Annotated in this window: 17 protein-coding genes; 13 read left to right on the top strand and 4 right to left on the bottom strand. The window is 48.0% G+C overall.

All coding sequences use genetic code 11. From position 1 onward, the window contains the following. The first annotated feature begins 36 nt into the window (after nt 1-36). The 10 genes from F0L74_RS08660 to F0L74_RS08615 all read left to right on the top strand — a co-directional run bounded on the left by F0L74_RS08660 (nt 37) and on the right by F0L74_RS08615 (nt 15,985). Complete coding sequence (locus F0L74_RS08660; RefSeq protein WP_149837468.1) at nt 37-3,411, top strand: TonB-dependent receptor; 3,375 nt, start codon at nt 37-39, stop codon at nt 3,409-3,411. Between the two features lie 12 nt (nt 3,412-3,423). Beyond that, complete coding sequence (locus F0L74_RS08655; protein WP_149837467.1) at nt 3,424-4,911, top strand: RagB/SusD family nutrient uptake outer membrane protein; 1,488 nt, start codon at nt 3,424-3,426, stop codon at nt 4,909-4,911. 88 nt (nt 4,912-4,999) lie between these two features. Further along, nucleotides 5,000-9,016 carry a glycosyl hydrolase family 95 catalytic domain-containing protein gene (locus F0L74_RS08650; RefSeq protein WP_149837466.1) on the top strand — a complete coding sequence of 1,339 codons (4,017 nt, stop codon included), beginning with the start codon at nt 5,000-5,002 and terminating at the stop codon, nt 9,014-9,016. Nucleotides 9,017-9,133: 117 nt separating this feature from the next. Then, on the top strand, nt 9,134-9,355 hold the full coding sequence (locus F0L74_RS08645) for a hypothetical protein (RefSeq protein ID WP_149837465.1): 222 nt from the start codon (nt 9,134-9,136) through the stop codon (nt 9,353-9,355). Nucleotides 9,356-9,444: 89 nt separating this feature from the next. Continuing rightward, a complete protein-coding gene (locus tag F0L74_RS08640) occupies nt 9,445-10,242 on the top strand; it encodes a TlpA family protein disulfide reductase (protein WP_188315918.1) in 798 nt (265 codons plus the stop codon). A gap of 361 nt (nt 10,243-10,603) precedes the next feature. Continuing rightward, nucleotides 10,604-11,857 carry a hypothetical protein gene (locus tag F0L74_RS08635; RefSeq protein WP_149837463.1) on the top strand — a complete coding sequence of 418 codons (1,254 nt, stop codon included), beginning with the start codon at nt 10,604-10,606 and terminating at the stop codon, nt 11,855-11,857. A 147-nt stretch (nt 11,858-12,004) separates the two neighbouring features. After that, nucleotides 12,005-12,370: a DUF488 domain-containing protein gene (locus F0L74_RS08630; RefSeq protein WP_213086977.1), complete on the top strand. Its 366-nt coding sequence runs from the start codon at nt 12,005-12,007 to the stop codon at nt 12,368-12,370. 92 nt (nt 12,371-12,462) lie between these two features. Continuing rightward, nucleotides 12,463-13,860, top strand: a complete 1,398-nt coding sequence (locus F0L74_RS08625) for a sensor histidine kinase (RefSeq protein WP_149837461.1) — start codon at nt 12,463-12,465, stop codon at nt 13,858-13,860. An 88-nt stretch (nt 13,861-13,948) separates the two neighbouring features. Then, nucleotides 13,949-14,341, top strand: a complete 393-nt coding sequence (locus tag F0L74_RS08620) for a response regulator (protein ID WP_149837460.1) — start codon at nt 13,949-13,951, stop codon at nt 14,339-14,341. Between the two features lie 180 nt (nt 14,342-14,521). After that, entirely contained in the window at nt 14,522-15,985 is a 1,464-nt protein-coding gene (locus tag F0L74_RS08615) for a glycoside hydrolase family 30 protein (RefSeq protein ID WP_149837459.1), read from the top strand. Between the two features lie 455 nt (nt 15,986-16,440). Here F0L74_RS08615 and F0L74_RS08610 read toward each other — a convergent pair whose 3' ends face one another. The 3 genes from F0L74_RS08610 to F0L74_RS08600 form a co-directional block, all read right to left on the bottom strand. Further along, nucleotides 16,441-17,475 (bottom strand): OLD family protein, encoded by a 1,035-nt coding sequence (locus F0L74_RS08610; protein WP_149837458.1) that lies wholly within the window; start codon nt 17,473-17,475, stop codon nt 16,441-16,443. Nucleotides 17,476-17,613: 138 nt separating this feature from the next. Next, nucleotides 17,614-18,147 carry a hypothetical protein gene (locus F0L74_RS08605; RefSeq protein ID WP_149837457.1) on the bottom strand — a complete coding sequence of 178 codons (534 nt, stop codon included), beginning with the start codon at nt 18,145-18,147 and terminating at the stop codon, nt 17,614-17,616. Beyond that, a complete protein-coding gene (locus F0L74_RS08600; RefSeq protein ID WP_149837456.1) occupies nt 18,132-19,463 on the bottom strand; it encodes an AAA family ATPase in 1,332 nt (443 codons plus the stop codon). Before F0L74_RS08600 ends, F0L74_RS08605 begins: the two co-directional genes overlap by 16 nt. A 584-nt stretch (nt 19,464-20,047) precedes the next feature. Here F0L74_RS08600 and F0L74_RS08595 point away from each other — a divergent pair. The 3 genes from F0L74_RS08595 to F0L74_RS08585 are packed head-to-tail and all read left to right on the top strand — an operon-like array spanning nt 20,048 to nt 23,037. Further along, a complete protein-coding gene (locus F0L74_RS08595) occupies nt 20,048-21,274 on the top strand; it encodes a glycosyltransferase family 4 protein (RefSeq protein WP_149837455.1) in 1,227 nt (408 codons plus the stop codon). A 54-nt stretch (nt 21,275-21,328) separates the two neighbouring features. Beyond that, nucleotides 21,329-22,684: a sigma-54-dependent transcriptional regulator gene (locus F0L74_RS08590; protein WP_149837454.1), complete on the top strand. Its 1,356-nt coding sequence runs from the start codon at nt 21,329-21,331 to the stop codon at nt 22,682-22,684. 11 nt (nt 22,685-22,695) lie between these two features. After that, nucleotides 22,696-23,037 (top strand): Hpt domain-containing protein, encoded by a 342-nt coding sequence (locus F0L74_RS08585; protein ID WP_149837453.1) that lies wholly within the window; start codon nt 22,696-22,698, stop codon nt 23,035-23,037. Here the strand turns inward: F0L74_RS08585 and F0L74_RS08580 are convergent. Then, on the bottom strand, nt 23,030-26,026 hold the full coding sequence (locus F0L74_RS08580) for an ATP-binding protein (RefSeq protein WP_149837452.1): 2,997 nt from the start codon (nt 26,024-26,026) through the stop codon (nt 23,030-23,032). The two genes, F0L74_RS08585 and F0L74_RS08580, sit on opposite strands and share 8 nt — an antisense overlap. Between the last annotated feature and the right edge of the window lies 1 nt (nt 26,027).

Here is a 26,027-nt window from a genome sequence, read left to right as displayed (position 1 = left end):
GTGATACCAAAATTTTAAATTAAACCTGACGTTCAAATGTGTAAAAATTTTACCGAGCAGATGTTCGGGAGGCCGCGTTATGCCTATATCAAACTACGGCGTATTATTCACTTCGCTTGTATTTTGCTGCTCGCCACTGCCATGCAGGCGGGCGCCGGCACACGCACCTATGCCCAGAACCAGAAAGTAAGTATCGATGTGCGCAATGCCGCATTGGAAGACGTGCTGTTTACCATACAGCAGCAAACCGGTTATGATTTTCTCTACAGCACACAGCTGATCAAATCTGCCGCACCGGTATCATTATCAATGAAAGAGGTGGCGTTTACAGATGCGCTGAAAACCATCTTTGAAAAACAACCGCTGGATTACATCATCAACAAAAAAACGGTCACGCTCAAGCACAAGACCGTGGTGGAAACAGTCGTCTTTAATGTAAAAGGGACCGTTACAGACAGCAAGGGTATTCCCCTGCAGGGCGTTACCATTCAGCTGAAAGGTACCACTACCGGCACGGCCAGCCTTAACGATGGCTCCTATAGCCTGAACCTGCCGGATGGCAATGGTGTGCTGGTGTTTGGGTTCATTGGTTTTGCCCGCCAGGAGATCCCGGTAAATAACAGGAGCGTGGTGAATGTTTCCTTAGCAGAAGATGACCGCAAGCTCACAGAAGTAGTGGTAACAGGTTATACCACCCAGGCTAAACACTCGCTCACCAGCGCTATCGTTTCCGTAAAAGGAGAGGAGCTGACCAGGCGCGTGGCTACAGATGCTACCTCCCTGCTGCAGGGACAATTACCGGGCCTTTCTGTGGTACAGAACTCCGCGGAGCCCGGTAACGAGACCATCAAGCTGCGGATCCGCGGCCTGGGTACTTTTAGCGGCGCGGGTACTGATCCGCTGGTGATTGTGGATGGTATACCCGGTAGCCTGTCTGTGATCAATCCTAACGACATAGAATCAGTAAACGTGTTAAAGGATGCATCTGCCGCTGCCATCTATGGTTCCCGGGGCGCCAATGGCGTGATCGTGGTAAAGACCAAAAAAGGCAACCCCGGCAAATTCTCGCTTACCTATAATTATAACCTGGGCATCGCCAACGCCACCCGCCTGCCAAAACTGATCACCAACTCCGCTACCTACATGGAGATGCTGAACGAAGCAGAGCTTAATTCAGGCAACGCGCCTATCTATACACAGGAACAGATAGACCTGTATAAGAACGCCACTGACCGTGTAAAATATCCCAACCATGACTGGCTCAAGGATATGTTTGGCTCCGCGGTGGTACAGAACCATTACCTGAACCTGAGCGGCGGTAATGAACAAACTACCTATAGCCTGGGCCTGGGTTATACAGACCAGCCGGGCACCATGAAAGGGTTTGACTATAAAAAATATACCGTATCCCTGGGCCTTACCTCCCATGTGCACAAGCGCGTGACCCTGGGTACCAATATCCAGTTCCGCTATGGCGACCGTAAATTCCCGTATAACGGGCCTACAGACCTGTATATTTCCGCCCTGGCGCAGTCTCCCCTGTACCCGGCTCAAACGCCGGATGGCCTTTGGATCACCAAGGCTTACGACCGGGAGCTGGGCAACAAGAATCCTGTGCTCACTTCCACCGTGCGCACCGCAAATCCCAACTATTATGTACAGGGTAATATCTCCCTGGATGTTGACGTGCTGCCGGGTCTGAGATGGGAGAACCGCGGTGGTATCTACTATACCCTCGATAAGGCGAAGACCTTCCGCCCCACCATCCCCATGTACCTGTACAGCGACATGTCTTTTAGCCGCAATGCAGATATAGGTACACCCGGCCTGGAGCAGAAACAATGGGATGAATCGCATTCTACCCTCTACAGCCAGCTGAACTATCATAAAACAATCGGCAAACATGACCTGACGGTATTAGCCGGCGGACAGCAGGAAGTATATAGCTATAACTGGATAAACGCCAACCGTATCGGTTATCCTACCAACCAGTTACAGGAATTGACCGCGGGCGCTGCCAACGGTCAGACAAATGACGGTAGCTCCAGGCAGTGGGTCATCCACTCTGCATATGGTAACCTGAACTACGGGTTTGATGATAAATACCTGTTTGGTATGAGCCTGCGTTATGACGGAACATCCCGCCTGCCGGCCGATAGCCGCTGGGGTTTATACGAGTCCTTCTCCGGCGCATGGCGTATCTCCAGGGAAAGTTTCCTGGCGGATGTGAAATGGCTGAATGACCTCAAGATCCGTGGTTCATGGGGCCGCCTGGGTAACCAGAACATAGGCGAGTATCCTTACCAGCCTACACTGACCCAAACCAATTATGCATTCGCTACAGGTATCCTGTCCGGTTTTATTCCCAATAACCTGGTAGATCCCAACCTTACCTGGGAAACCACGCGTATGACGGATATCGGTTTGGACATGACCGCCCTGGACAACCGCATGACCTTTACTTTTGACTGGTTCAATAAATATACCTATAACATCCTGCGCCAGTCACAGGTGCCGCAGGCCCTGGGCGTGAGCGCACCTATCGTGAACAATGGCGCGGTAAGCAATAAAGGGGTAGAATTCAGCCTGCGCTGGTCAGATAAAGTGGGTAAGAAATTTAACTACTATGCAGTGGCCAATTTCCAGTTATACCGTAACAAACTGGTATCTTTTGGCGCAGACGAGATCGGTGGCCCTGATGGACAGACCATCATGCGTAACGGCTATCCCATCAACTCCCTGTACCTGCAAACCATGGACGGCATTTTCCAGAACCAGCAGGAGATCGACGCTGCGCCGGACCAGTCTTCCCTGGGCGGTGTGCCCACTCCCGGCGATATCCGCTACAAGGACGTGAACGGCGATAAGACAGTGAATGCAAATGACCGTTCCATCTTTGAAGGACAGTATCCCAAATTTGAATACTCTTATACCATGGGCGCCAACTGGGGCAATTTTGACGCCAGCATACAGCTGTATGGCTCCTATGGCAATAAACTGTATCTCAGTAAATGGGGCGTGGATCCCTTTGCACAGGGCGCTATGCCTACTACGGATTGGGTAGACCGCTGGACGCCTGAGCATCCGTCCCAGACCAAACCTAAGCTCTATATGGGTTTCTACGGGTATCCCAAGATCACCAACATCAATTCTTCTTATTACCTGTTCAACGCCAGCTTTATGCGCATCAAGAATGTGCAGGTGGGTTATACAGTGCCATTGGGCTTGCTGAAAGGCGTACGTTCTGTGCGCGTGTATGTTGCTATAGACAACCTGGCGGTATTTACGCCACTGAAAGTGGGTGTAGATCCTGAAAGGCTGGACATCAACAATAAGCCGGATGCCTGGTATGGCTTCGCCAACTATCCGCAGAACCGCACATTCACTTTTGGAGCCTCTGTTCAATTTTAATTTGTATACAGCATGAAAAGATATTTGCATTTACTGATCATAGCCGCCATTTGCGCTACCGCGTGTAAAAAGCTGGATCTCACGACGCCTGATAAACTATCCACCAAGGTCTTTTGGAAAACAGAGGGCGACGCGGACCTGGCGCTCACAGGTTTGTATGCTACCTTATATGGCCCCAACGGGCAGGTAAGCGTTTTTGCGCCCATGTGGTGGGACAGCTTCAGTGATAACAGCTTCACGCAAAACAACCAGGGAGGGGCGCAACAGTCCCTTACCGCAGGCCTTACATCTACTGTGGGCGGATTTCCCACTTCCAATGATCAGAGCCTGTACGTCCTGTGTTATAAAGGTATTGCCGCTTCCAACAGCTTCCTGGCCAATGTGGAAAAGGTATTAAGCGGTGATAAGCTGAACCAGTACAAAGGCGAAGCCTATTTTATACGCGCCTTCCACTACTTTATGCTGGCCCAGACCTATGGTAACGTGCCCCTGGTTACAGAGGATCCGCTGGCCATAACTGACTTTAAGCAAAAAGTGGCCAAATCTCCCCGCGCAGAAATACTCAAGCTGATCGAAGCAGACCTGGATCAGGCCATCAGCGGCCTTCCCGCCGCTAAATACACCAGCGGTCATGTAGTAAAAGCTTCTGCCCAGGGTATGAAGGTGCGCGTGCTCATGTTTGAAAAGAAGTTCCCGGAAGCAGCCGCCCTGGCAAAAACCATCATAGATGACGGTCTGTTTGCCCTCAACAGCACATATGACGGTAATTTCTATAAACCGGACCAGCGCTCCAGCCCGGAGATCATGTTCTCCATCCAGTTCCAGGCGCCTTCTGTGCCGCATGAATTCGCCATCACTACGGTGATCATTGGTTCCGGTTATAAGGACCTGCAAGGTACACAGGATATGATCGATGAATATGAAGCCAACGATCCCCGCAAGACCATGAGCTTCTTCTTCCCCGGTGATACGCCGGCGCAAGGCTGGCCTTTCCCCGGTACAGTGGGTACACCCGGTGTGAACAACTGGACCAAGGGTTATTACCCCGCTAAGAAATGGCTGGATCCCAAACTCATAAACCCGCAACCCGGTATGCTGGACGACCAGGATTATGTATGGCTGCGCTATGCGGATATAAAACTGATGTATGCGGAAGCGCAGAATGAAGTAGCCGGCCCCGATGCCAGCGTATACCAGCAGGTAAATGAGGTACGCGCCAGGCCAGGTGTTAATATGCCCGTCCTGCCCGCAGGATTGAGCCAGGCAGATATGCGCGAGCGTATCCGCCATGAAAGGCGCGTGGAGTTTGCGCTGGAAGGCCTGCGTTATTTTGACCTGCGCCGCTGGGGCATTGCACAGCAAACGCTGAACGGTTTTGTACAGAACCCGCTCACGCCCAACCTGAAAACCATCTACCGCTCACAGTTTGAGTACTGGCCCCTGCCGCAGATAGAGGTGGACAGGAACGCGCCGGTACTGATCCAGAATGAGGGTTATTGATTTAGTTGATTTTTATGTAGAGATTTGCCTCCCTGCTTTCCCTTGGGAGGCAAATCTCTTTTTTATCCGTTAAATAAGCATTTCACTTATGAGGGGACTACTTTTAGCCGTAAGCCTGGTACTGTTACAATTAACCGCACAAGCGCAGCAAAGCCTGGAATTATGGGACACAAAACCCGCCGCCGCCTGGATGACAGACGCCTATCCTATGGGCAACGGACGTATAGGCGGTATGGTCTTTGGCGGCCTGGGGCAGGAGCGGATCCAGTTAAATGAGCTCAGCCTCTGGACGGGCGATGAAGAAGAGACCGGGGCCTACCAGGACCTGGGCGACCTGTTGATCCGTTTTAACGGCATGGATACCAGCGCGCCTGTACCGGTGGACTATCGCCGGCAGCTGGATATCAGCAGAGCCGTACAGCAGGTGGCCTTTACCACCGGCGGCGTAACCTGGAAGCGCGAGTACTTCTCCAGCTTTCCCGGTAATGTGATGGTATTACGTTTTACCGCCAGCAAAAAAGGACAATATAACGCTACTATCCGGTTAAAGGATGCCCACAGCGGTACCATTACCGGCGCAGATGCTACCCTTAACATGACGGGCAAATTGGACAATGGCTTGGCCTATGCCGCTGCCGCCCGGGTAATAACAGCGCAGGGCGCCGTTACTGCCACGCAAGACGCCAATGATGGCTGGGTGCTACAGGTGAAACAGGCAGACAGCTTTACAATACTCTTCTCCGCCGCCACCAATTACAGTAACAAACGCGAACAACACTGGAGAGGCGAAGACCCCGTCAACAAAATAAAGCGGTCATTGACCGCCGCTGCCAGCAAAACCTATCAGCAGCTGCTACAGGCGCACACCGCAGATTATCAGCAATTATTCAACCGCGTATCCCTGCGCCTGGGCGCAACAGATCCCGGCGCTTTACAGCTGCCTACACACCAGCGTTTGCTGAATAACGCATCCGCCCCGGATCATAACCTGGAAGCATTGCAGTTCCAGTACGGCCGCTACCTGCTCATCAGCTCTTCCCGCAAGGGCGGCCTGCCCGCCAACCTGCAGGGTATGTGGAACGATAGCAATAACCCGCCCTGGAGATGCGATTACCATTCCAACATCAACATACAGATGAACTACTGGCTGGCAGAGCCGGCTAACCTCTCTGAATGCCATATTCCTTACCTGGATTACATTAACAGCATGCGCGCCGTAAAACATGAAAGCACGGTAAAAGAATATCCCGGTGTGCGTGGCTGGACGGTAAAAACGGAGAACAATATCTTTGGCGGCTCCAGCTTTAAATGGAATACGCCCGGCAGCGCCTGGTATATGCAGGGTATCTGGGAACATTATGCCTTTACAAAGGATAAGGATTATCTCCGGAACTTTGCTTATCCCATCTTAAAAGAGATCGTGAACTTCTGGGACGATCACCTGAAGCGCCGTCCGGATGGCACGCTGGTGGCCCCCATGGGCTGGTCGCCGGAACATGGCCCTACGGAAGATGGCGTAACGCATGACCAGGAGATCATTTATGACCTCTTCACTAATTACATAGAAGCAGCGGATCTTTTAGCGATTGATAAAGATTACCGGGATCATGTAGCAGATCTTCAGCAACATTTGCTTAAACCTAAAATAGGTAAATGGGGACAGCTGCAGGAATGGGAAACAGACCGGGACGATCCCACGGATAAACACCGCCACGTATCCCACCTGTTTGCCCTGCATCCCGGCCGGCAGATCAGCGTTACCCAAACGCCGGAGCTGGCGCAGGCAGCCAGGGTAAGCCTGGAAGCCAGGGGAGATGAGTCCACCGGCTGGTCCATGGCCTGGAAAATGAATTTCTGGGCGCGTTTGCAGGATGGAGATCATGCCTACCGCATCCTCCGCAATTTCTTCCACCCGGTAGGCGGCGCTGGCGTAAACTATGACCAGGGCGGCGGTTTATATGCCAACCTGTTCTGCGCGCATCCGCCTTTCCAGATAGACGGTAATTTTGGTTATGTGGCCGCCGTAACGGAAATGCTGCTGCAAAGCCAGGCCGGCGAGATCCAGCTAATACCCGCTCTGCCGCAGGCATGGAGCAGCGGACAGGTAAAAGGATTACGCGCCCGCGGTAATTTTGAGATCACCAACATGCAGTGGGAGAACGGGCAGATAACCAAACTGACTATCCGCTCTAACAGCGGCGGCACTTGTAGCCTGAGAACACCCAATGCGCTGGAAGGTCCTTATATGCCTACCGCTGTTGAGGGACGCAATACCATCCTGTATGTTTTTCCTACAAAGGCAGGTCAGTCATATACCCTTACCGCGGTCACGGACAGCTATCCGGCGGCCAAAGACCGGAAGACTTCCCGCGGTAAAACCACTTACTACATCGATCCCGCTAAGGGAGATGATCAGCACAACGGTTTGGCTGCTGGCCAGGCATGGAAAAGTTTTGTGCCGCTTAATCAGCTCATCCTGCAGGCCGGTGATGCCGTGCAGGTAGTGGCCCCCGGCGCTTTTCACGGATCATTGATGCTGATGGCAAAAGGTACAGCAGCACAACCCGTAAAGCTTAGCTTTGCACCCGGCCGCTACGACTTCTTCCCGGACCAGGCCATCAAAAAGCCGTTACATATCTCCAACACCAACGACCTGCCTTATGAGCCAAAGGCCATTGCGCTATTGTTCGATAGCTGCGAGGCGGTACAGGTTACCGGCAGCGGCGCTACCTGTATGCTCCGTGGCAAGATGATAGAGACCTTCGTGAATGGCGGCCATGATATCACCCTGGATGGGCTTACCTATGACTACCAGCGGCCCACTGTCTCAGAAATGACCGTAGTATCCACCGCAGATAATTATGCGGATGTTAAGATCCATCCGGATTCAAAATACCGTATCAGCGATAGTCTGCTCACCTGGATAGGCGAGGGCTGGAGCTACCAGCCCGGCAGTTACTGGCAGGTATGGGACCCCGCAGCCAATGATCTTTCCCGTAAGGAGATCAACACGGAAGACCTCCGTTTTGCCGTGCAAAAAGATAGCACCGTGCGCATCTGGTTCCGGAAAGACCCGGGTTTTAAAACAGGCTGCACCTACCAGAACCGCGATGTAAGCCGCGATTGTGCCGGTATCTTTATGCGCTATAGCCGCAATATCACGTTAAAGGATCTCCGCATTAATTTTATGCATGGTATGGGCGTAGTAAGCCAGTATTGCCATGATCTTACCATGGATAACATCACCGTAAAGCCCGGAGATAACTCCGGCCGCACCTGCGCCGCCTGGGCAGATATCCTGCATTTTTCCGGCTGCAGCGGTAAGATCACCGTGAATAATGCCTACCTCTCCGCCGCTAATGATGATGCGATCAATATACATGGCACGCACCTGAAGATCACAAAGCTATTAGCCCCTGATAAGCTACAGGTGCAATTTATGCATCCGCAAACCTTTGGCTTTCCCGCATTTGCGCCGCAGGACAGCATCACCCTGGTAAACCCGCAAAGCCTGCAGCCGGTAGAAAATAACCGCGTGGCAGCAGTAAAACAGGTAAACGATAAAGAATGGATCTTAACCCTGCAACAGCCGCTCACAAAAGCCGCCGCCGCAGGCCAGGTAATAGAGAACACCACCGCCACCCCCCAGGTATGGATCCACCATTCCACCATTACCCGTATACCCACCAGGGGCATCTTAGTCACCAGCAAACGCCCGGTGATGATAGATCATAATACACTGGATCATACACACATGAGTGGTATTGCTATTAATGATGATGGAGAGAACTGGTTTGAGTCTGGCCCGGTAACAGATGTGACCATCAGCCACAATACCTTTAACGCCTGCGGCGAGCCGGCCATCAGCATTCACCCGGAAAATACAGTAAACGGTCCCCGGGCGGTACACAGCAATATCCGGATCAGCAACAATGATTTTATCTTGAAAGGAAACGTGTTGCTCGCTGCAAAAAACACTTCCCATGTCCGCATAGAGAACAACACCATTCAAACAACCGCTGCGGTAAAACAGGCAGATGAGCTGGTACAGCTAAAAGACTGCACCCAGGTCACCATCAGCAATAACCGACTGCAAACAAAATAATTCCCCAATCTGTAGCAGGCCAACCCCGGCAGTAATGAACATTCCCGTATTGGCAGGGAGTTTTGCCTGCTTGGTGCGAATATTGGAGGCTATAGGGCGTACCAAACCTTATGGCACATGAACACATTTCAGATCCAGTATCAGCAGCAAGACCTGCAGGTAACAGAGCAGGAAAATGATCATTTTACCGTTGACCTTCCGGAGGGCAAAATATATTTGCTGCTTAAACAGGATAATGAAGGCGCCAATCACTGGTTTGAAGATGGAAAAGATAAGGAAACTGAAAAGTCAAAAGCCGTTGGATTGGCGATAGAGCGGTATTTGAACAACAAACAATAAGACAGTTAGCCAATGTAAAAGAATTTTTTTACATTGGTACTATGGAACATTATCTCCAATTGATTATAAGCTGCGCCAAACAGTATACAATGCGTACCCGTTTAGTGACGATAGGCTTACTGCTGTTCGGAGCTTTGTATTTTTGTGCGTGTTCGCCATCCTCAGCCGGAACGAAACTAAGCGAAATGAAAGTAATCGGCAATCCCGAGGCGATCCTGTATGGTGTGGGTGGCATATTATACTATAAAAGGGATCATCTGAGATTAGCAGAAGATCTTACCGCCTATGATACCGCCGCAAATGAGATTAGCAAAGAGCAGTTCCTTAAAACCCTCAGCTCTGGTAAGTACTTACCCTTACGGCTGCATACCGCAGATTCATCAAATGCATATCTATTGTATAGGGTCCCGGATTCAACGGACATTTCTCTCATCCATACATTAGGCCAGATAGGGGAGGAATACTACGGAGAGTATAAGCGGGAAGGGCAAAAGCTGCCCGCATTTAATTTCCGGGATATAAATGGCAAATTGTATACGAATGAGACGATGCTGGGTAAAACCGTATTTTTAAAATGCTGGTTTGTCCATTGCTGGGCCTGCGTACAGGAAATGCCCCGGCTAAACCAATTGGTGAGCAAATACAGCAACCGGGATGATGTGCTTTTTTTAAGCCTGGCCTTCGATACAGAAACCGAACTGCGCGCTTTTTTGAAAAAGAAGACGTTTAACTATCAGGTCGCCTCGGTACCACAGCGTTATATGGAAGACACCTTACAGGTCGGCCTTTATCCAACCCATGTCATTGTTAATAAAGAAGGGCGTATAGCTAAGGTTGTTACCAGCGTGGATGAGCTGGAGCGTGTATTACCAAAGGTGATTCATTGACACTAAATCATAATCCGAACAGTAAAAGGATCAATTTACGGTTAATCTTCCTGACGACGATGTAAAGGACAAAGAGACCGAAAAATAAAAGATGCGATGCAATACTCCAGGCTGTCTGAGTAACTGGTCTGTAGCTATATAATATTTTGCTATTAGCATACACTTCTTTATTTTTAATCGTTTACAATTAAATTATCCTTGCTCTATACATATGGGAAAATATAAGATATTGACTCTTGAAAATGGGATTCATTTCCTTCGCAAAAGTCTAGATGACTATTCGGACGTAATCGTTCCGTTACTAGTAATCATTGGATGTATTGTTGGATTTATTATTTGTTATAGCATTTTTAATCGGCTATTGAGAAGGAAAGTTAACGATCCAAACACCCAGTCGCAGATAAGAAGATATAGCTGGTATGTTTTGGTTCTCTCTATTATTTTGGGCTTTGTAGGCTCGTTTATGGAGTTTTGGGGCTGGGTTACAATTCCTCTTGAGTTCTTTGTATCGATATTTACAACCTTGATTGCTTTATCCATTTTCTTTTCGAGCAGTAACTATTTGAGAGGGAGAAACATCATAGAACCAGAAGTAGAAATGGCTGTAAGGAATGTTTTTAGTTCGGACTCTTTCTTATTGGCCGTTACAACCGTACTTCCAAGGGGCAATCGTGATGAAGAAAATGGGTTTGATTATATACCCTTCATGCTGGCTAATTTAGAGATGCAACGCACCAGATTTAAGAAAAATGCAGGAATGTTTTTGGTGACGACAATTGTGCTTAGTGGTTTCTTTGTCCTGATCGCAATTGTTTTTTCATATTTTTTGTTAGATGAATCTTCTATTGGAAGATATAAACACCTGAATAATCTCACAAGCCAGCTGGGAGAAGTGTCACGGATGGAGGAGTTCATGAAAAGGGATATCTCGACTAATAGTGCTTTCTTTAAACTGAACGGCAAGAATCTTGATCTGCTTCAGAATTATACCGGTAATGGAAAGGAAAATGGCTCTGATGTTGCAAGGAAAGTTTCGTCTGCAATAACCGTCTTTAAAGTGACAGGAAATATAGATACCCTTTATGCTAAATTTCAGGAAATTGGGAATGTTCCCCGCGACAAACTTCCTGATGAACCTCAATATTATGAAGCATTAGTAGAGTCGACGAATACAGTTGCAGAATATATAAATAAAAGAAATGGTGTTTTGGAGTCATTGGGTAACGTGTTGAGCAAAACGACTGATGCGATTACTACGGTGCAGAAAGAACTGCAGACACCGGAGAGCCAACAAAGTGAAATGATAAAACGGCTTATTTTAAGCGCGGTAGTACTTACTTTTTTTCTGGCAGTGTTAAGATATTTTAGAGGACTTTATCAGAATAATTATAATCAAATGCTTATAACCGAACAACAGGAGCTCATGATCCGTAAATTTTACGTAGCCTATAAAAGTTCGGAAGGTAATCCTGAGGCCCGTAAGATTGTGCTGCAAAACTTCATAACCGGCGTACAAGAACCGCTGGGTGCCAAACCTTCATCTGGCTCGCGGTCAAATAAAGCTGACAATGATTTGCTGAAGGAAATAATACAAGCAGCTACCCGTAAGCTCTAATTGTATGGAGAATTGTTGTCTTGGTACAATGCCACGCAATATAGGACGAGAAGCTTCAAGTTTTTGCTGATTCTTAGCTAAGAATTTTCATCTAGTTTTTTGTTTAATCGACGTATATAAATTGCTCATATTTAAAATGCTTTTAATCTGAAATCAATAATTAAGATCAAACGCATCTATGAAGATGCTAAAGAATCAGATGGACACCGTATACTCGTAGATCGCCTCTGGCCCAGGGGCGTGAAAAAGGAGGCAGCTGCTATAGACGCTTGGGAAAAAGACCTGGCGCCCAGCCCGCCCCTGCGTACCTGGTTTGGTCATAAACCGGAACGCTGGGAAGTTTTTCAGCAACGGTATAAGGAAGAATTGAAGGAGAATGATCATGTGGCCAGTTTTGTTGACGCGCACAAAAAAGACAAAATACTCACCCTCGTATACGCCGCCAAAGACGAAGCGCATACCCATGCCCTGGTATTACAGCAATACCTGGCGTACTTGTTTGATAAGGCATGATAATAGCGGGACACCCCTGGTGTTCCCCGATTATTAAATTAATCGCTAAATTAGCCGGGCAACCAAAAGATAATAACCCTAAATAGCCATAAATGAAAGCAAGATTAGCGTCTACAGCCAATGATCTGTTTTCTTTTTCCAAGCGAATATTAATTTTCTTCCTGGTGATCCTGGCCAGTTTGATTGCCGTATGCATTTTCTTTTACCGTAATAACCGCGCGGCAGAGAACACCAATTATTGGGTTAGGCATACCTATGATGTGATCGAACAAACACTGCTGATCAGCTCCTTATCCAAGAACCTGCAATGGGAGCACCGGAACCATATGCGCAGCACAGAGCCCGGCGGACTGGATAACTACTACAAAACGAATGATTCCCTCATATACCGGAGTAAACAGCTGGCAGGCCTGGCCAGGGATAACGCAGCCCAGGAGGCAAGGATCAAAGACCTGCAGGTATGGCTGGCGAACCTCCAGACCTTTTGTGATAGTATGATCGTACGGCGGGATCAAAAAGTGCTGACGCCGGAAGAATTTGCCAACTACCTCCGGCAGCAAATGGTATATTATACAGAGATCAGCAGCCTGCTGGACCATATCCGTAATGAAGAGAACCACCTGCTGGCACAGCGGGAAGCAAATAATGACCGCCGGATCACCCTTACCAACCAGTTCTTCCTGGTAGTGGTGGGATTACTTTTCTTATTATTGATACTGACATTTGTTTCCATCTACTATTACTTCGATAAGACCCGCAAAGCGGAGGATGAAAGGAACAAAGCCCTGGAAAAGGAAAAAGAGTTGAACCAAATGAAATCGAACTTTGTATCCCTGGCTTCCCATGAGTTCCGCACCCCGCTTAGCACCATCCTTTCTTCCGTATCCCTGCTGGAACAGTACCGTACCACGGAAACACAGGAAAAACGCGATAAACATATCCTGCGCATTAAGACCTCTGTACGGGAACTGGTGGCCACATTAGAGGAATTCCTTTCCCTGGAGAAAATAGAAGAAGGAAAAGTAAATCCCATACGGACGGCCTTTAACCTGCGCGACCAGGTAAATCTCCTGTGCGAGAACTTCCGCTCCGTGTCTAAATCCGGCCATGTGATCAGGTATGATCATCACGGAGAGGAACAGGTTTCGCTGGACAGGACCTTTATCGACCATATTATCACCAACTTGGTGTCTAACGCCGTCAAATATTCCCCGGAGAACAGCACAGTGACCATTACCACCTATGCAGATCCCGCCAAAGTGCAGCTAACGGTAAAGGACCAGGGTATTGGCATCTCACCGGATGACCAGCAGCACCTGTTCGAGCGGTTTTTCCGCGCATCCAATACCGGCAACATAAAAGGCACCGGACTGGGGCTGCATATCATTAAACGTTATGTGGAGCTGCTGGGCGGTACTATTGCCGTAAAAAGCCAGCTCAATGAAGGTTCAGAATTTATGATCACGTTACCCACAGAAGACCGCCATTGATCCCCACCCCATGATGCCCGCCCGGGCTGGTACGGTTTTTATTATACATACTATGTAAAACTGAAACATATCGTTTAAAACCAACTTTATGAACAACGCTACTGTAGAATCTGCGCTAAAACAGAAGCTGCTGATTATCGAAGACGAAGGCGAAATGTGCCTCCTGATCAATCTTTTGCTGGATAGCAAAGACCTGGAAGTAGAACATGTAAAAACTATTTCCGATGCTGTGGAATATTTTCAACAACAGCCGCCATCCATTGTGTTACTGGATAACCGCCTGCCGGATGGTTTTGGCCTGGACTTCCTGAGCTATATCAAAGAAAACTATCCCGCCACAAAGGTGATCATGATCTCCGGGATAGACGTGGCCGCAGGAGATGTAGCGCTGGAAAGCGGCGCGGATCTTTTCCTGGAAAAACCATTCACCAAAACCCAGCTTTGCAAAGCGATAGAGGACCTGACAGGACAGCGTTGCTAACGCCTTGTAATAAAGGATAATAAATAAGTGTTGCTGTTAAACGGTCCCGTTTAACAGCAACACCCGTTTAACGCCGGTATTAGCCCCCAAAGACCCCAATTTGCCTCCTGGAAATGCCAAAATACTTTATCTTACACCCCTTATCCATTAAAACATATTTATCACCTACCTAACAGCGTTATGAAAAAGTACGTTCTGATCTTTTCAGCCGCCGCTTTGGGCGCCTGCCAGCCGCAGACCGCCACAAAACAGGAGGCCAAAACGGATACAGCCGGTATCACCAGCCGCCCGGTAACAGTTTACACCACCGCAGACAGCACCAGTTACAGGATAACGCCTACGGACACGCTTAGCTTTACAGATAGGGCCCAGCCCTTTGAAACAGAGCCCTGCGTATTCGTAGATCCGGCAGCCACTTTCCAGCAAATGGAAGGTTTTGGCGGCGCGCTCACGGATGCTGCCGCAGAAACCTTTGCCAAACTGCCGCAGGCCGCCCAGGACTCGCTGCTGACCGCCTATTTTGACCCGGTAAAAGGCATCGGTTACACGCTGGGCCGCACCAATATCAACAGCTGCGATTTTTCCAGTGATAGCTACACCTATGTAAATGAAGGGGATAGTACGCTGGCCACCTTTAACCTGGCCCATGATGAGAAATTCAAGATCCCTTTCATTAAAAAGGCCATTGCCGCATCCGGCAACAAACTCTCCCTGCTGGTAAGCCCCTGGAGCCCGCCCGCTTTTATGAAAGATAACAACAGTATGCTGCAGGGCGGTAAACTGCTACCTGCTGCCCGCCAGCACTGGGCGGATTATGTGGTGAAGTTCATAAAGGCGTATGAAGAGAAAGGCATGCCGGTATGGGCCCTCACCGTACAGAATGAGCCCATGGCCAAACAGCGCTGGGAATCCTGTATCTACACCGCGGAAGAAGAACGTGATTATATTAAGACCTACCTGGGCCCCACCTTGCAAAAGAACGGCCTGGATAGCAAAAAGCTGATTGCCTGGGACCATAACCGCGACCTGGTGTACCAGCGCGCCAGCACCATCCTGGAAGATGCAGCCGCTGCAAAATATGTATGGGGCATTGGCTTTCACTGGTACGAGACCTGGACCGGCGGCAACATGCAGTTCGATAACCTGCGCCTGGTATCGCAGGCCTTCCCGGATAAACACCTGGTCTTTACGGAAGGGTGTAAAGAAAAGTTCAATATGGATAGCGTAAATAACTGGAGCCTGGGCGAAAGGTATGGTTACTCCATGATCAACGATTTTAATAACGGCACCGCCGCCTGGATAGACTGGAACGTACTGCTGGATGAGCATGGCGGCCCTAACCATGTGGGCAATTTCTGTTTTGCGCCGGTACATGGCGATACACAGGGTGGTAAGCTGGTATTCACCAATGCGTATTGGTATATTGGCCACTTCTCTAAATTCATTCACCCGGGAGCAAAGCGTATTGCCGCCTCCAGCAGCCGGTATTTCCTGCAGTCTACCGCATTCCGGAATACAGATGGCAGTATAGCCGTAGTAGTGATGAACACCTCCTCACAACATATACCGTTTAATCTGTGGATCAAGGGTAAGGCTGCGGCTACGGAAAGCCTGCCGCATTCTATCATGACATTGGTATTATAAACAGTTTTATAGCAAATTGGCAAGGGCTGCTCTCTACGGGAGCGGCCCTTTTTCTATTTTATAGACCCACTTTCCATCTCGTGAAAAAATCACCTGCCAAGCCAACTGTCAATCTATTGATAATTAGTCAGTTGCAGTTGTGGCACGCCAATCGCATCTACTTAAACGGGTTTTTCATAGGATATGGTTAACGCCGCCTGAAACAGACAGATTGTTTCTACAATCAGTATGACGGCTTTTCTAAAACTGAATTACTTAAATGTAGATTCTGCATGAAACCGATTTTCCGGAACATAGGCCATTTTGCTGACTTCATTGGGCGTTGGATAGTGCGTATTGTAACCGCAATGAATGGCTTACCTCACTTATAATTAGATGGATGATTGATTGATAAATAGTAAAACGGCTTAAGCATTATGCTTAAAGCCGTTTTTGCTTTGCTTAAAAGCAATTGCTTAGAACTCCTGGCCTTGTTTTTCCATGTTAAACAGCACCTCAAAATCCTCCGCAAGAGCACCGGATACTTCACCTGTATCCCCGTGTCTTATTAACCCTTCACTTCTATTTAATATGGACTCCGCACGGCCGTCAGCTATCCGGTAGGCTGGCATAAAATACTGGTTAATGGGAGAAGGCACAATCTGTAAAACCGTTTTTTCTGTGCTGTCAAGCTGCTCGTATGATATATTGCCTGATTGCTTGTGCATAACCTGCCAGGTGAAAATCACATTATCAGCACACAGTAAATTATTCAACGCCAATAAAATATATGGGCTCTGGGTGGTGTAGGTATGTATTGATCCATAGCTTACCCCAAACATTTTATTTCTGGCCGATGCCAGTTTTTTCATCAGCTCATATTGTGCAGAAGGCGACAGGTTTAATTCCGGCTCTTCTATCACAAATGAGCGGTGTCCCGTAATATTGATATCGTCTCTTTTGGAGGGAATGTATAAAGCCGCATGAGTACTCAGATCAGCTTCCGTTTTCTTAAGCGCTGTTATGATAGCAGCTAACTTTTCTTCGGTAAGATTAGTTGCAAGCGCATCGGTAAACAGGAGGTCATGATCAGTGACAGGCGGTACATCCGCAATCATGTATCTTATAAACTGGAATTTTTCATCTATTTCATTACAAAGCGCCCTTAGTTTTTTACTGTTGGCAGCAAAATCAGTTTTTAGGGATTCGATCTCGTTGATGGTATTTAACAGCATGGGAGTATATATTAATTTTCCTTCGCTGTATTTTATAGTATGGATCTCAGAAGTGAAAACTATCTCCGTATTGCGTTGTAAGAACGGTAATATATTATACGCTTGAAGTGCCGCTGAAAACGAGTAGCCGCTATATTCAAAATCTGTTTTTCCCGGATCATCAGGCCTCCAGAATTGTCCCGGCGCCTGTAGAATGGTCAGCAATTTCGCCAGGGCAGTGTTACCGCTTGTCCGTGGGCCAACAAACACATTTACTATCCGGAGATCCAGGTCCACAAATTCAATGGGGCCAAAATTGCTTACAATGAGTGAGGATTTCATATGATGGATGTTGTAATGCGGTGGAAGTTAACCAACTTGATAAATAAAAGGGTTTAAGTGGCACGCCAGAAGCCCTTTGCTTTACGCTTAAAATTATATGGTAATGACATTTCCCTCTTCCAGGCTTGCATTAAATCTGGATTGAAATATTGCTCTTTGGCTATTGGAAGAGGCTCGAATAGGGTATTGGTCATTTCTGGAAAAACAGATAATGGCTTTAACCTCATAAGGAGACAGGTCTATTCCGGAACGAATTAAAAACTCAAAGGTAGCGGTAAGCTGTTCAACAGCTTTATTCCTTTTTTTATTTCTGTTTCCAGAAGAGTTTTCCTTTATCTCAACAGAATAAAATTTATCGTTACTGAAAACAAAGCAATCACATTTTTTAGTATCGTCGTTAAATAGACAATTGTCTGTTTTAACTACACAAACAGTTGTGCCATTGGGATTACTTACTGCCAGGTGCGCATCATGGTCTTCTAACGCAATTTTAACAGGGAACTCCCCTCCGGGATCAGTAATGAATATGTTCGGGCTGTCTAATATTACATAAGGGCTAGGATGTGCACATTTAGATTGGTGGTTGTATTTGCAATCTCCCAGTCGAATTCTTAAAAATTCCTCCATTGTTTTTCTATGTTAAGCAGTGCATCAAAGTCATCAGCAAGCGTGTCTGATGCCTCATCGATATAGTTGTTCATAATTAATCCTGAATTTCTGTCTATTATAGATTCTGCACGGCCATCACGTATCTGATAAGCTGTAAAGTAATAAGGGTTTATGTTGGACGAAACAACCTGTGAAACTGCATTTTCTATTTTTTTGCGCTTATCATTTTGAATACCTCCTTTGAATTCTCTCTCGGTGGAAATAATTTTGTTGGCATATAGTAAATTATTCAACGCCGACAAAATGTACGGACTGTGTGTTGTATATGTATGTATTGAACCATAATCATCCCAAACGGCCTCTCTTCTGGTTGATTCTAGTTTTTTTATTAACTCATATTGCGCTAGCGGAAATAAGTTTAATTCCGGTTCCTCTATCACAAATGACCGATGCCCAGCAGCACCTTGGTGGTGTAGAATTGGAATTAATACTGGTAAAACACTTTGTATGCCGGATGCCGCTTCGGTAAGCTTTATGTTGTCCCCGTGCTCAGTAAATATCCTATCCTCACCATTAATATTTCTATAGATGAGCTTTTTATGTAAAAAACTAAGATCAATCTCCCTGATTACAGATTTCTCAACTTCCGCCCCGAAAGCCAAAATGTGCTTAGGTATGGGAACGTTATTGTGAATCAGATTAAGGGAGGCATTCTTGATGATGTTTATAAAAGCCCTTTCCGAAGGAATGTATAATGCAGTATTGGAGCTTAGATTTGCTTCTGTTTCCTTAAGTACTGATATAATAGCATCTAACTTTTCGGAGGAGAAAAGTTTTGCACTATCAGAGGTAAAGAGAATTTTGCTATGCTCTCCGTGAAGAATACGGCTAACATGCAAGTTTATAAAGATAAATTTGTTGGTTATTTGCTTAATAAGCATCGTTAGCCTGTCAGTATTGTGCTCAAAGTTGCTTTTCAATAATTCAATCTCATCAATAGCATTTAACAGTTTTGGCGTGTATATTAATTCTCCGTCTTTATATTTTATATCATGCAGCTCAGAACTGAAATTTATCTCAGTATTCCTTTTTAAAAAGGAGGATACATTGTATTCTTCTAATATGCCGAAAAACGAGTTTTGAGTATGTTCATAGCTTGATTTGCTTGAGTCTGTGAATCTCAAAAATCTTCTTGGAGCCTTCATAATTGTTAAGAGCTTGGCCAAAGCACTTTTACCACTTGCCTGGGGCCCTATAAATACATTTACGTTTCGAAGATCTAAATCCACAAAATCGATCGGACCAAAATTTTTTACAACTAGTGAAGATCTCATATATGATTAAACTCCTGATTCAGTGAAGTTAGCTAACTTATGGATTTAAATAAATCAATGTTTGAGCATCAAAATTACTACAATTTAGACTTAAGTGGGCGCAAAAATAGATATCTTTAATCCGATCGACTGAAATTTGATATACACTGCATCCACGAAGCTATGTTAGTCCAGGATAGATTTACTGCGTATAATGCTAACTGTTAACGTGCGTAACGTGTTGAAAAGACTTAGATAGCCAGTAGTTATGGGAATAACCTGTGGGTATTTATCCCGCAAATAGCTTTTTTCCCTTTCGGCGCCTCTTCAACTTACTTCCTTTTTCTATTTTATAGACCAGCTTTCCACCAGGTGGAAAAATCACCTCCCATGCCAACTGTTAATCCATTGATTATTAATTAATTGCACTTATGGCACGCCAATCGCATCCTACTAATCAAATCTGAAAATTTCGACTCTTTCGATAAACGTTACTTAACTAGGTTTTTCATAGGATATGGTTATTACCGCCTGAAATAGACAGGTTGTTTCTACAGCCAGTATGGCGGTTTCTTACCAAACCGGAACACTTAAAAGTAAAGACGATGAAGACGATACTGATCACTGCCTACGCAGTGAATCCATATATAGGCAGCGAAGACACCATGGGGTGGCATATGCTCTTACAGGCCGCCCGGTTCAATTACGTGATTGCCGTTACAAGGAGAAATAACCGATTACCAATAGAAAGATATTTACAGGAGCACCCGGAGGAAAGAGTATTGCTGCGTAATATCCGCTTCCTGTATTTTGACTGGCCAACATGGATTACCCGCTGGGAAAAAGGACCGTTGCTGAAGATGTGGTACTATTATGTTTGGCAGTTAACCCTTATACCGTGGTTATGGATGGAAAGGGATGGCTTTGATATTGTGCACAACCTGAACGTGTCGAATGATTGGACGCCTACTTTCCTGTGGATGTTGGGGAAGCCATTGGTATGGGGGCAGATAGGCCACCAGCCGCAGATACCGAGGCAGTTCCTGCTACCGGTCTACGGCTGGCGGGCTTACCTGAAAGACCGCGCCGGGTGGTCCATTAAACAGCTGTGCTGGCATGCGGATCCCTTCCTTTGGCTGGCCCGCAAGAAAGCGGCCCGTATTATCTGTATGAACAGTGAGGCGGCAAAACGCCTGCACCTGAAGAACAATTTTATACTGCACCCTTCTGTGGCTACGGACGAAACGATCTATAAAGAGGGAGAAAAAGATAAGTTCAGGGTATTATCGGTAGGACGGTTTGTGCCGGTAAAGGGATTTGACCTGACCATTAAAAGTTTTGCGCAGTTTTATCATAACCTAAGCAACGCGCATCAGCAGAGAGTACAGCTGGTGCTGGCTGGCAGCGGGCCGCTTAAATCCTTCCTGCAAGGGCTGGTGAAAAAAGAGAAGATAGAGCAGGCAGTGGTATTCATCGAATGGATGCCCCGGGAGAAAGTGGCCGCGCTGTACCGCCTGGCCGCGGCATTCCTGTTCCCCTCCCACGAGGCGGCGGGCAGGGTAGTGCCGGAGGCCATGAGTTATAACCTGCCGGTAGTATGCCTGCAGAACTGCGGCGCTGGCGAGTTCATCCACCCGCAGTCCACTTTATCCGTACCGGTAGGCGGCTATGACGCCACCGTGGCCAACCTGGCCGCTAAGCTGCAGGAGCTCTATTTCCGCCCTGCCCTGTACCACCGCGAAAGATATCTTTCCATGCACCGTTACTGGCAGCTGTTCCGTTGGAATGTACGGGGCGAAATGCTCCGTCAGCTGTATGAAGAAGTAGGCTAGTGTGCTGAAATCCAGGGATTTTCCTTAAATTCCGGTATAAAAGGCCATTATCCTATGGATAGCTATAGCATTTTCATTGTTGAAGATGATCCCTGGTACGGAGAGATCCTGGAATATCACCTTACACTGAACCCCGAATACCAGATCACCCGCCTTACCTCCGGCAGCCAATGCCTGGCGCAATTACATAAAAGACCTCAGCTTATTACCATCGATTATTCCCTGCCCGATATGAACGGCAAGCAGCTGCTGCAGCGCATCCGTTCCGCCAACCCGGACCTGCCCGTGATTTTCATCAGCGGACAGGAAGATGTAGGCACCGCGGTAGAACTGCTTAAAATGGGCGCTAACGATTACCTCGTAAAAGACGATCATACCAAGGACCTGTTATGGAACAGCATCGTGCGCATCCGCGAAAACCAGCGCCTGAAACAGGAGGTGGAGCAGCTGCGCGAAGAGCTGGGACAGAAATATGAGTTTGAAAAGACCATACTGGGCTCCTCTGCCGCCATGAAACGGGTCTTTGCCATTATGGAAAAAGCCGCCCGCACCAGCATAAACGTATCCGTAACAGGCGAAACAGGCACCGGCAAAGAGCTGGTGGCCAAAGCCATCCACTATAACTCAGAGCGCGCTAAAAAACCGTTTGTACCGGTGAATATGGCCGCTATACCGGCAGACCTGCTGGAAAGCGAACTGTTTGGACATGAGAAAGGCGCTTTTACCGGCGCTATCGCCCGTAAGATCGGCAAGTTCGAAGAAGCGGCTAAAGGTACCCTGTTCCTGGATGAGATAGCAGAGCTGGACCTGAACCTGCAAAGCAAACTGCTGCGGGTACTGCAGGAAAGGGAGCTGGTGCGGGTAGGAGGAAATGAGAAAGTAAAACTGGATGTGCGCCTGATCGTGGCCACCCACCGCAACCTGGCGAAGGAAGTAAAAGAGGGCCATTTCCGCGAAGATCTTTACTACCGTATTATGGGCCTGCCGGTGGAGCTGCCGCCCCTGCGCCAGCGGGATAACGATGTATTGATGCTGGCAAAATCCTTCCTGCAGGAGGCTTGTAAGACCAATAAGCTGGGCCCCTTGCAGCTGAGCAACAGCGCCAAGGAAATGCTGAAACAATACCCTTTTCCCGGTAACGTGCGCGAGCTGAAAGCGGTCATAGAACTGGCCGCCGTAATGAGCAACGGGCAGGAAGTAACGGCAGACGACCTGCACCTCAACACGGTGGGGGGTGATAATTTCCTGCTGTCTGACGCCAAAACAATGAAGGAATATAATATCGGGATCATCCGCCACCTCCTGAAGGCCAACAATAACAATATCCAGAAAGTGGCAGACATATTGGACATAGGAAAGTCCACCATTTATAAGATGATACAGAATAAAGAAATTGTGCTCCCCGTATAAATATATTCCTTATGGAAGTAAATGAACTGTACAGCTTACAGAAAATAGAGCATATTGCCCGGGGCGATCAGGCTTTCCTGCGCAAGATGATCAACCTGTTCCTGGAGCAGGCCCCCAGCAGCGTAAAAGATATCCGCCAGGCATATGAAAAAAAGGATTTTGCCGCTATGGCCGCGCAGGCGCACCGCCTCAAGTCTGCATTGGATACAATGGCCATTACCTCCCTGCAGCAGGATATCCGCGCACTGGAAAGGATGGATCATGAAGAGGCTGGCACAGCAGAAGCCGGCGTCCTGATCAATAAACTGGAAACCGTAATAGACCAGGTAGTGGCCCAGGTACGCACTATTTAAATATCAGCCCGTATGCACGCAGCGTATCCTGCGGTAGTGGCTGGTAGATGGGGGAAGGCCCTTCCAGCAGTTTGGCGCTCTGCACCGGGTCAAACACGTTTACATTAGCGCTGTCATTGTTGAAAACAGTCAGGTATTGATCCCGCACATAAAAGAACCGTTTCCCGTTCTTCGACAAACCAAATACATCATTGGGCGTAAGCTGTAAGGCCGTTTTAACGGACATATTACTGCGTAGTAATAACAGCCGGTTAGTGGCGGTCAGCACCATGATCTCATCCACCGCGCTGTTATATACCGCTTTGTTAATGCCTTCCTGTATGGTGTAGCTCAGCACCGCTCCGCGCTGGAAGGGACGCCGGTAAAGCGTGGCCGGTGGCGGTTGATCTGCGCTAAGGGGTCTCCGTTTAAACTGGGTAATGACCACTTGCTGGTCATAGTTGATGCCGATCAATTTCTCCGGGTAGGTGAAAGTACCGGCCGTGCGGATATGTTTGATCTGAAGGGTATCCGGCGTGCCTACGCTGTTGGTTTCCATCAGCAGGAAATCTTTGTCAATATCCGCATAGGCATAACGTGGATCAAAGGCTACGGTGCGGAACGTATCCCTGCCCTTGACGGCATACAGGAAATCTTTGGTGGTATAGAAAATACCCTCGTCATCGGAGAAGTCTGCAAAATAAGCGCCGTTTATGATACCGGTGCGCTCGCCATTGGCATTGTAAACATTGGCGTCGAAGGTGGGGCTGGCGTATAAGGCGCCCGTCATAAACATGGAATTATCCTTGGCGGTGCTGATGCTGAGCTCAGAGGGCAGCTCCTGTACCACCAGGGTATCGCGCATCAGCCTTACCTTGCCTTTCTGTATACCGTTGCGGTCTATTTCGCAATAGGGCAGCAGCAGGTTGCCGTTAGACAGGTATCGTACACGGTAGGAGTCATACTCCCGTTCAAAACGCCGGTATACAAAACGGAAGGGGTACATATACTGCTGGTATCTCAATTGTATATACGCCAGCGTATCGCCGGTGTTGCAGTCGTAAATGAGCACATCACGGGGCAGGCCGGCATAATTGTTCTGCAATACGGAATTGGTGGCTACGGCCGGCGGCGTATATTTCTTGGCAATAACGGCAATGGCCGCCCGGTTGGTGAAATATACGTACTCTACATCCTTAAAACGTCGTTGCACCCCACCGGTATCATCCCTTACAACCCAGCTGGTGTCTTTTTTGTCCAGGTAAAGTATGTAGCGCCCGTCCGGCGATATATTGATCTCTGCTTCTGCCAGGCTGGTGCTGGCCAGGGTATCGCTGTATGCGCTGAAAAGGGACTGCACATCCTGGCTTTGCATATATTCCAGCAGGGTGGCGTTTACGGCGGCACTGTCTTCACCATATAATTTTTCCTTTATAATAGGGATCATGTTAAGACCATTCAGCTTAGTGGTGGTCTTTAGTTTGGAGGCCAGGAACAACAGGCCCAGGTTGCGGTTAGAGTCGCGGCTGATCTTCCGGATGGTGATGGTAAGCAAAAAGACCACCGGTATCAGTATAAGGCTCAGGTATCCCAGTAATTTGCGCCGGTACAACTGTTTCTTAAGGCCACGGGTATTATCCTCTTCTTCCAGCCGTTTCTGCTGGCTGAACCGGTAAAAGTTCATCAGCTCATCATTCAGATGCAGCTTATCCAGGTATTCATCGTAATAATTCAATTCCTTAATAGACAGTACATCGCCCGTATAGCGGTATTCTTCCCGGCGGTTGGAGATCTGGTAGCGGATCTCGTTCAGCCGTCTTTCCATATCACTGCGCATATCGTCTATCAGCGCGGCCAGCACATCATGCGCCAGCTCTACATAAGAGCCGTCCATACGTATAATACGGCTGCGCTCCAGTTCTGTGAGGCAGTTATGCAGCGCATTGGCCGGCAGGTCCGCCAGCTCCGGCGCCGTGGTGGAGGAAAGCACAATATTGTCGTTCTCTACCTGGTAGGCCAGGGGGCGTTTGGTGCCTTTAAAAGATACAAAGGAGTCCAGCACCTTGGCGGTGAAATTGTCCGGTATATTAGGGAACTTTTCCTTTAGCTCTTTCTGTATGGTATCCTTTCTTTCTACCAGGAAACGCTGTAATACATCCTTGATCTTACCGCAGGCTTCTATCTCTTTGGTGGTGATCACCAGCGGGGGCGGATCTTCCTTGCCGGGATAACCCTGCGGGTAGGTGCGTTTATAATCTTCCCGCCATAGCTGGTCTAAGTATACCTGCAGGTAGGGCAGGGGGATATTGGTTTTGTTGGCAACGGTATCAATGATCTGGTCTATGTTTTTGCTGCCGTCTTCCAGGGTGATATTGAATGCCTCGCAGGAGCGCAGGATCACATCCTTTACCTGTTGCGGGCGCATATTCTCCACCCGCAGGCGCCGGTCAGAAAAGCCGGGTATCAGCTTCTCAAACGGCTCCATCCACGCAAAATACTCTTCCCGCAGGATAAAGAGCAGGCTGCAGAACTTAGTTTGCGGAGAGGTGAAAATGGTATGCACCAGTTTAATGAACGCCTGTTTTTCATCCTCATCGCCCATGATCAGCAGCTCCTCAAACTGGTCAAAGATCAGGTACACCGGGCGCAGGTAATAAACATTCACCTGTTCCAGCGCTTTTATGAGGGAGCCATTGCCGTCTGCCACAATATCGCTGTCCTGCATGGCCTTGCACCCATGCAGCGCACGGGTCACAGATTCGTTGATGTTATTGCCCCGGCGTATATAGAACGGCACCCAGTCTGTTACCTCCAGGCGTTTGGAAAGGCCGCACTGCACCAGGCTGGTCTTACCGGTGCCGGAGGTGCCATAGACCAGCACCAGCCGGTTTTTATTAATGTACTGGTATAACAGGTCTTCCTCGTCTTTCCGGCCAAAGAAGATCTCACTGTCCTGCGGTCCGTATGGATCAAGGAATTTAAAAGGCGATTTTAGCTGTGGTGACGACATT

This window comes from Chitinophaga agrisoli, assembly GCF_008386695.1.
GTDB classification, from domain to species: domain Bacteria; phylum Bacteroidota; class Bacteroidia; order Chitinophagales; family Chitinophagaceae; genus Chitinophaga; species Chitinophaga agrisoli.
The sequence above is the reverse complement of the archived record's forward strand: the minus strand, read 5'-3'. Positions and strand labels throughout refer to the sequence as shown.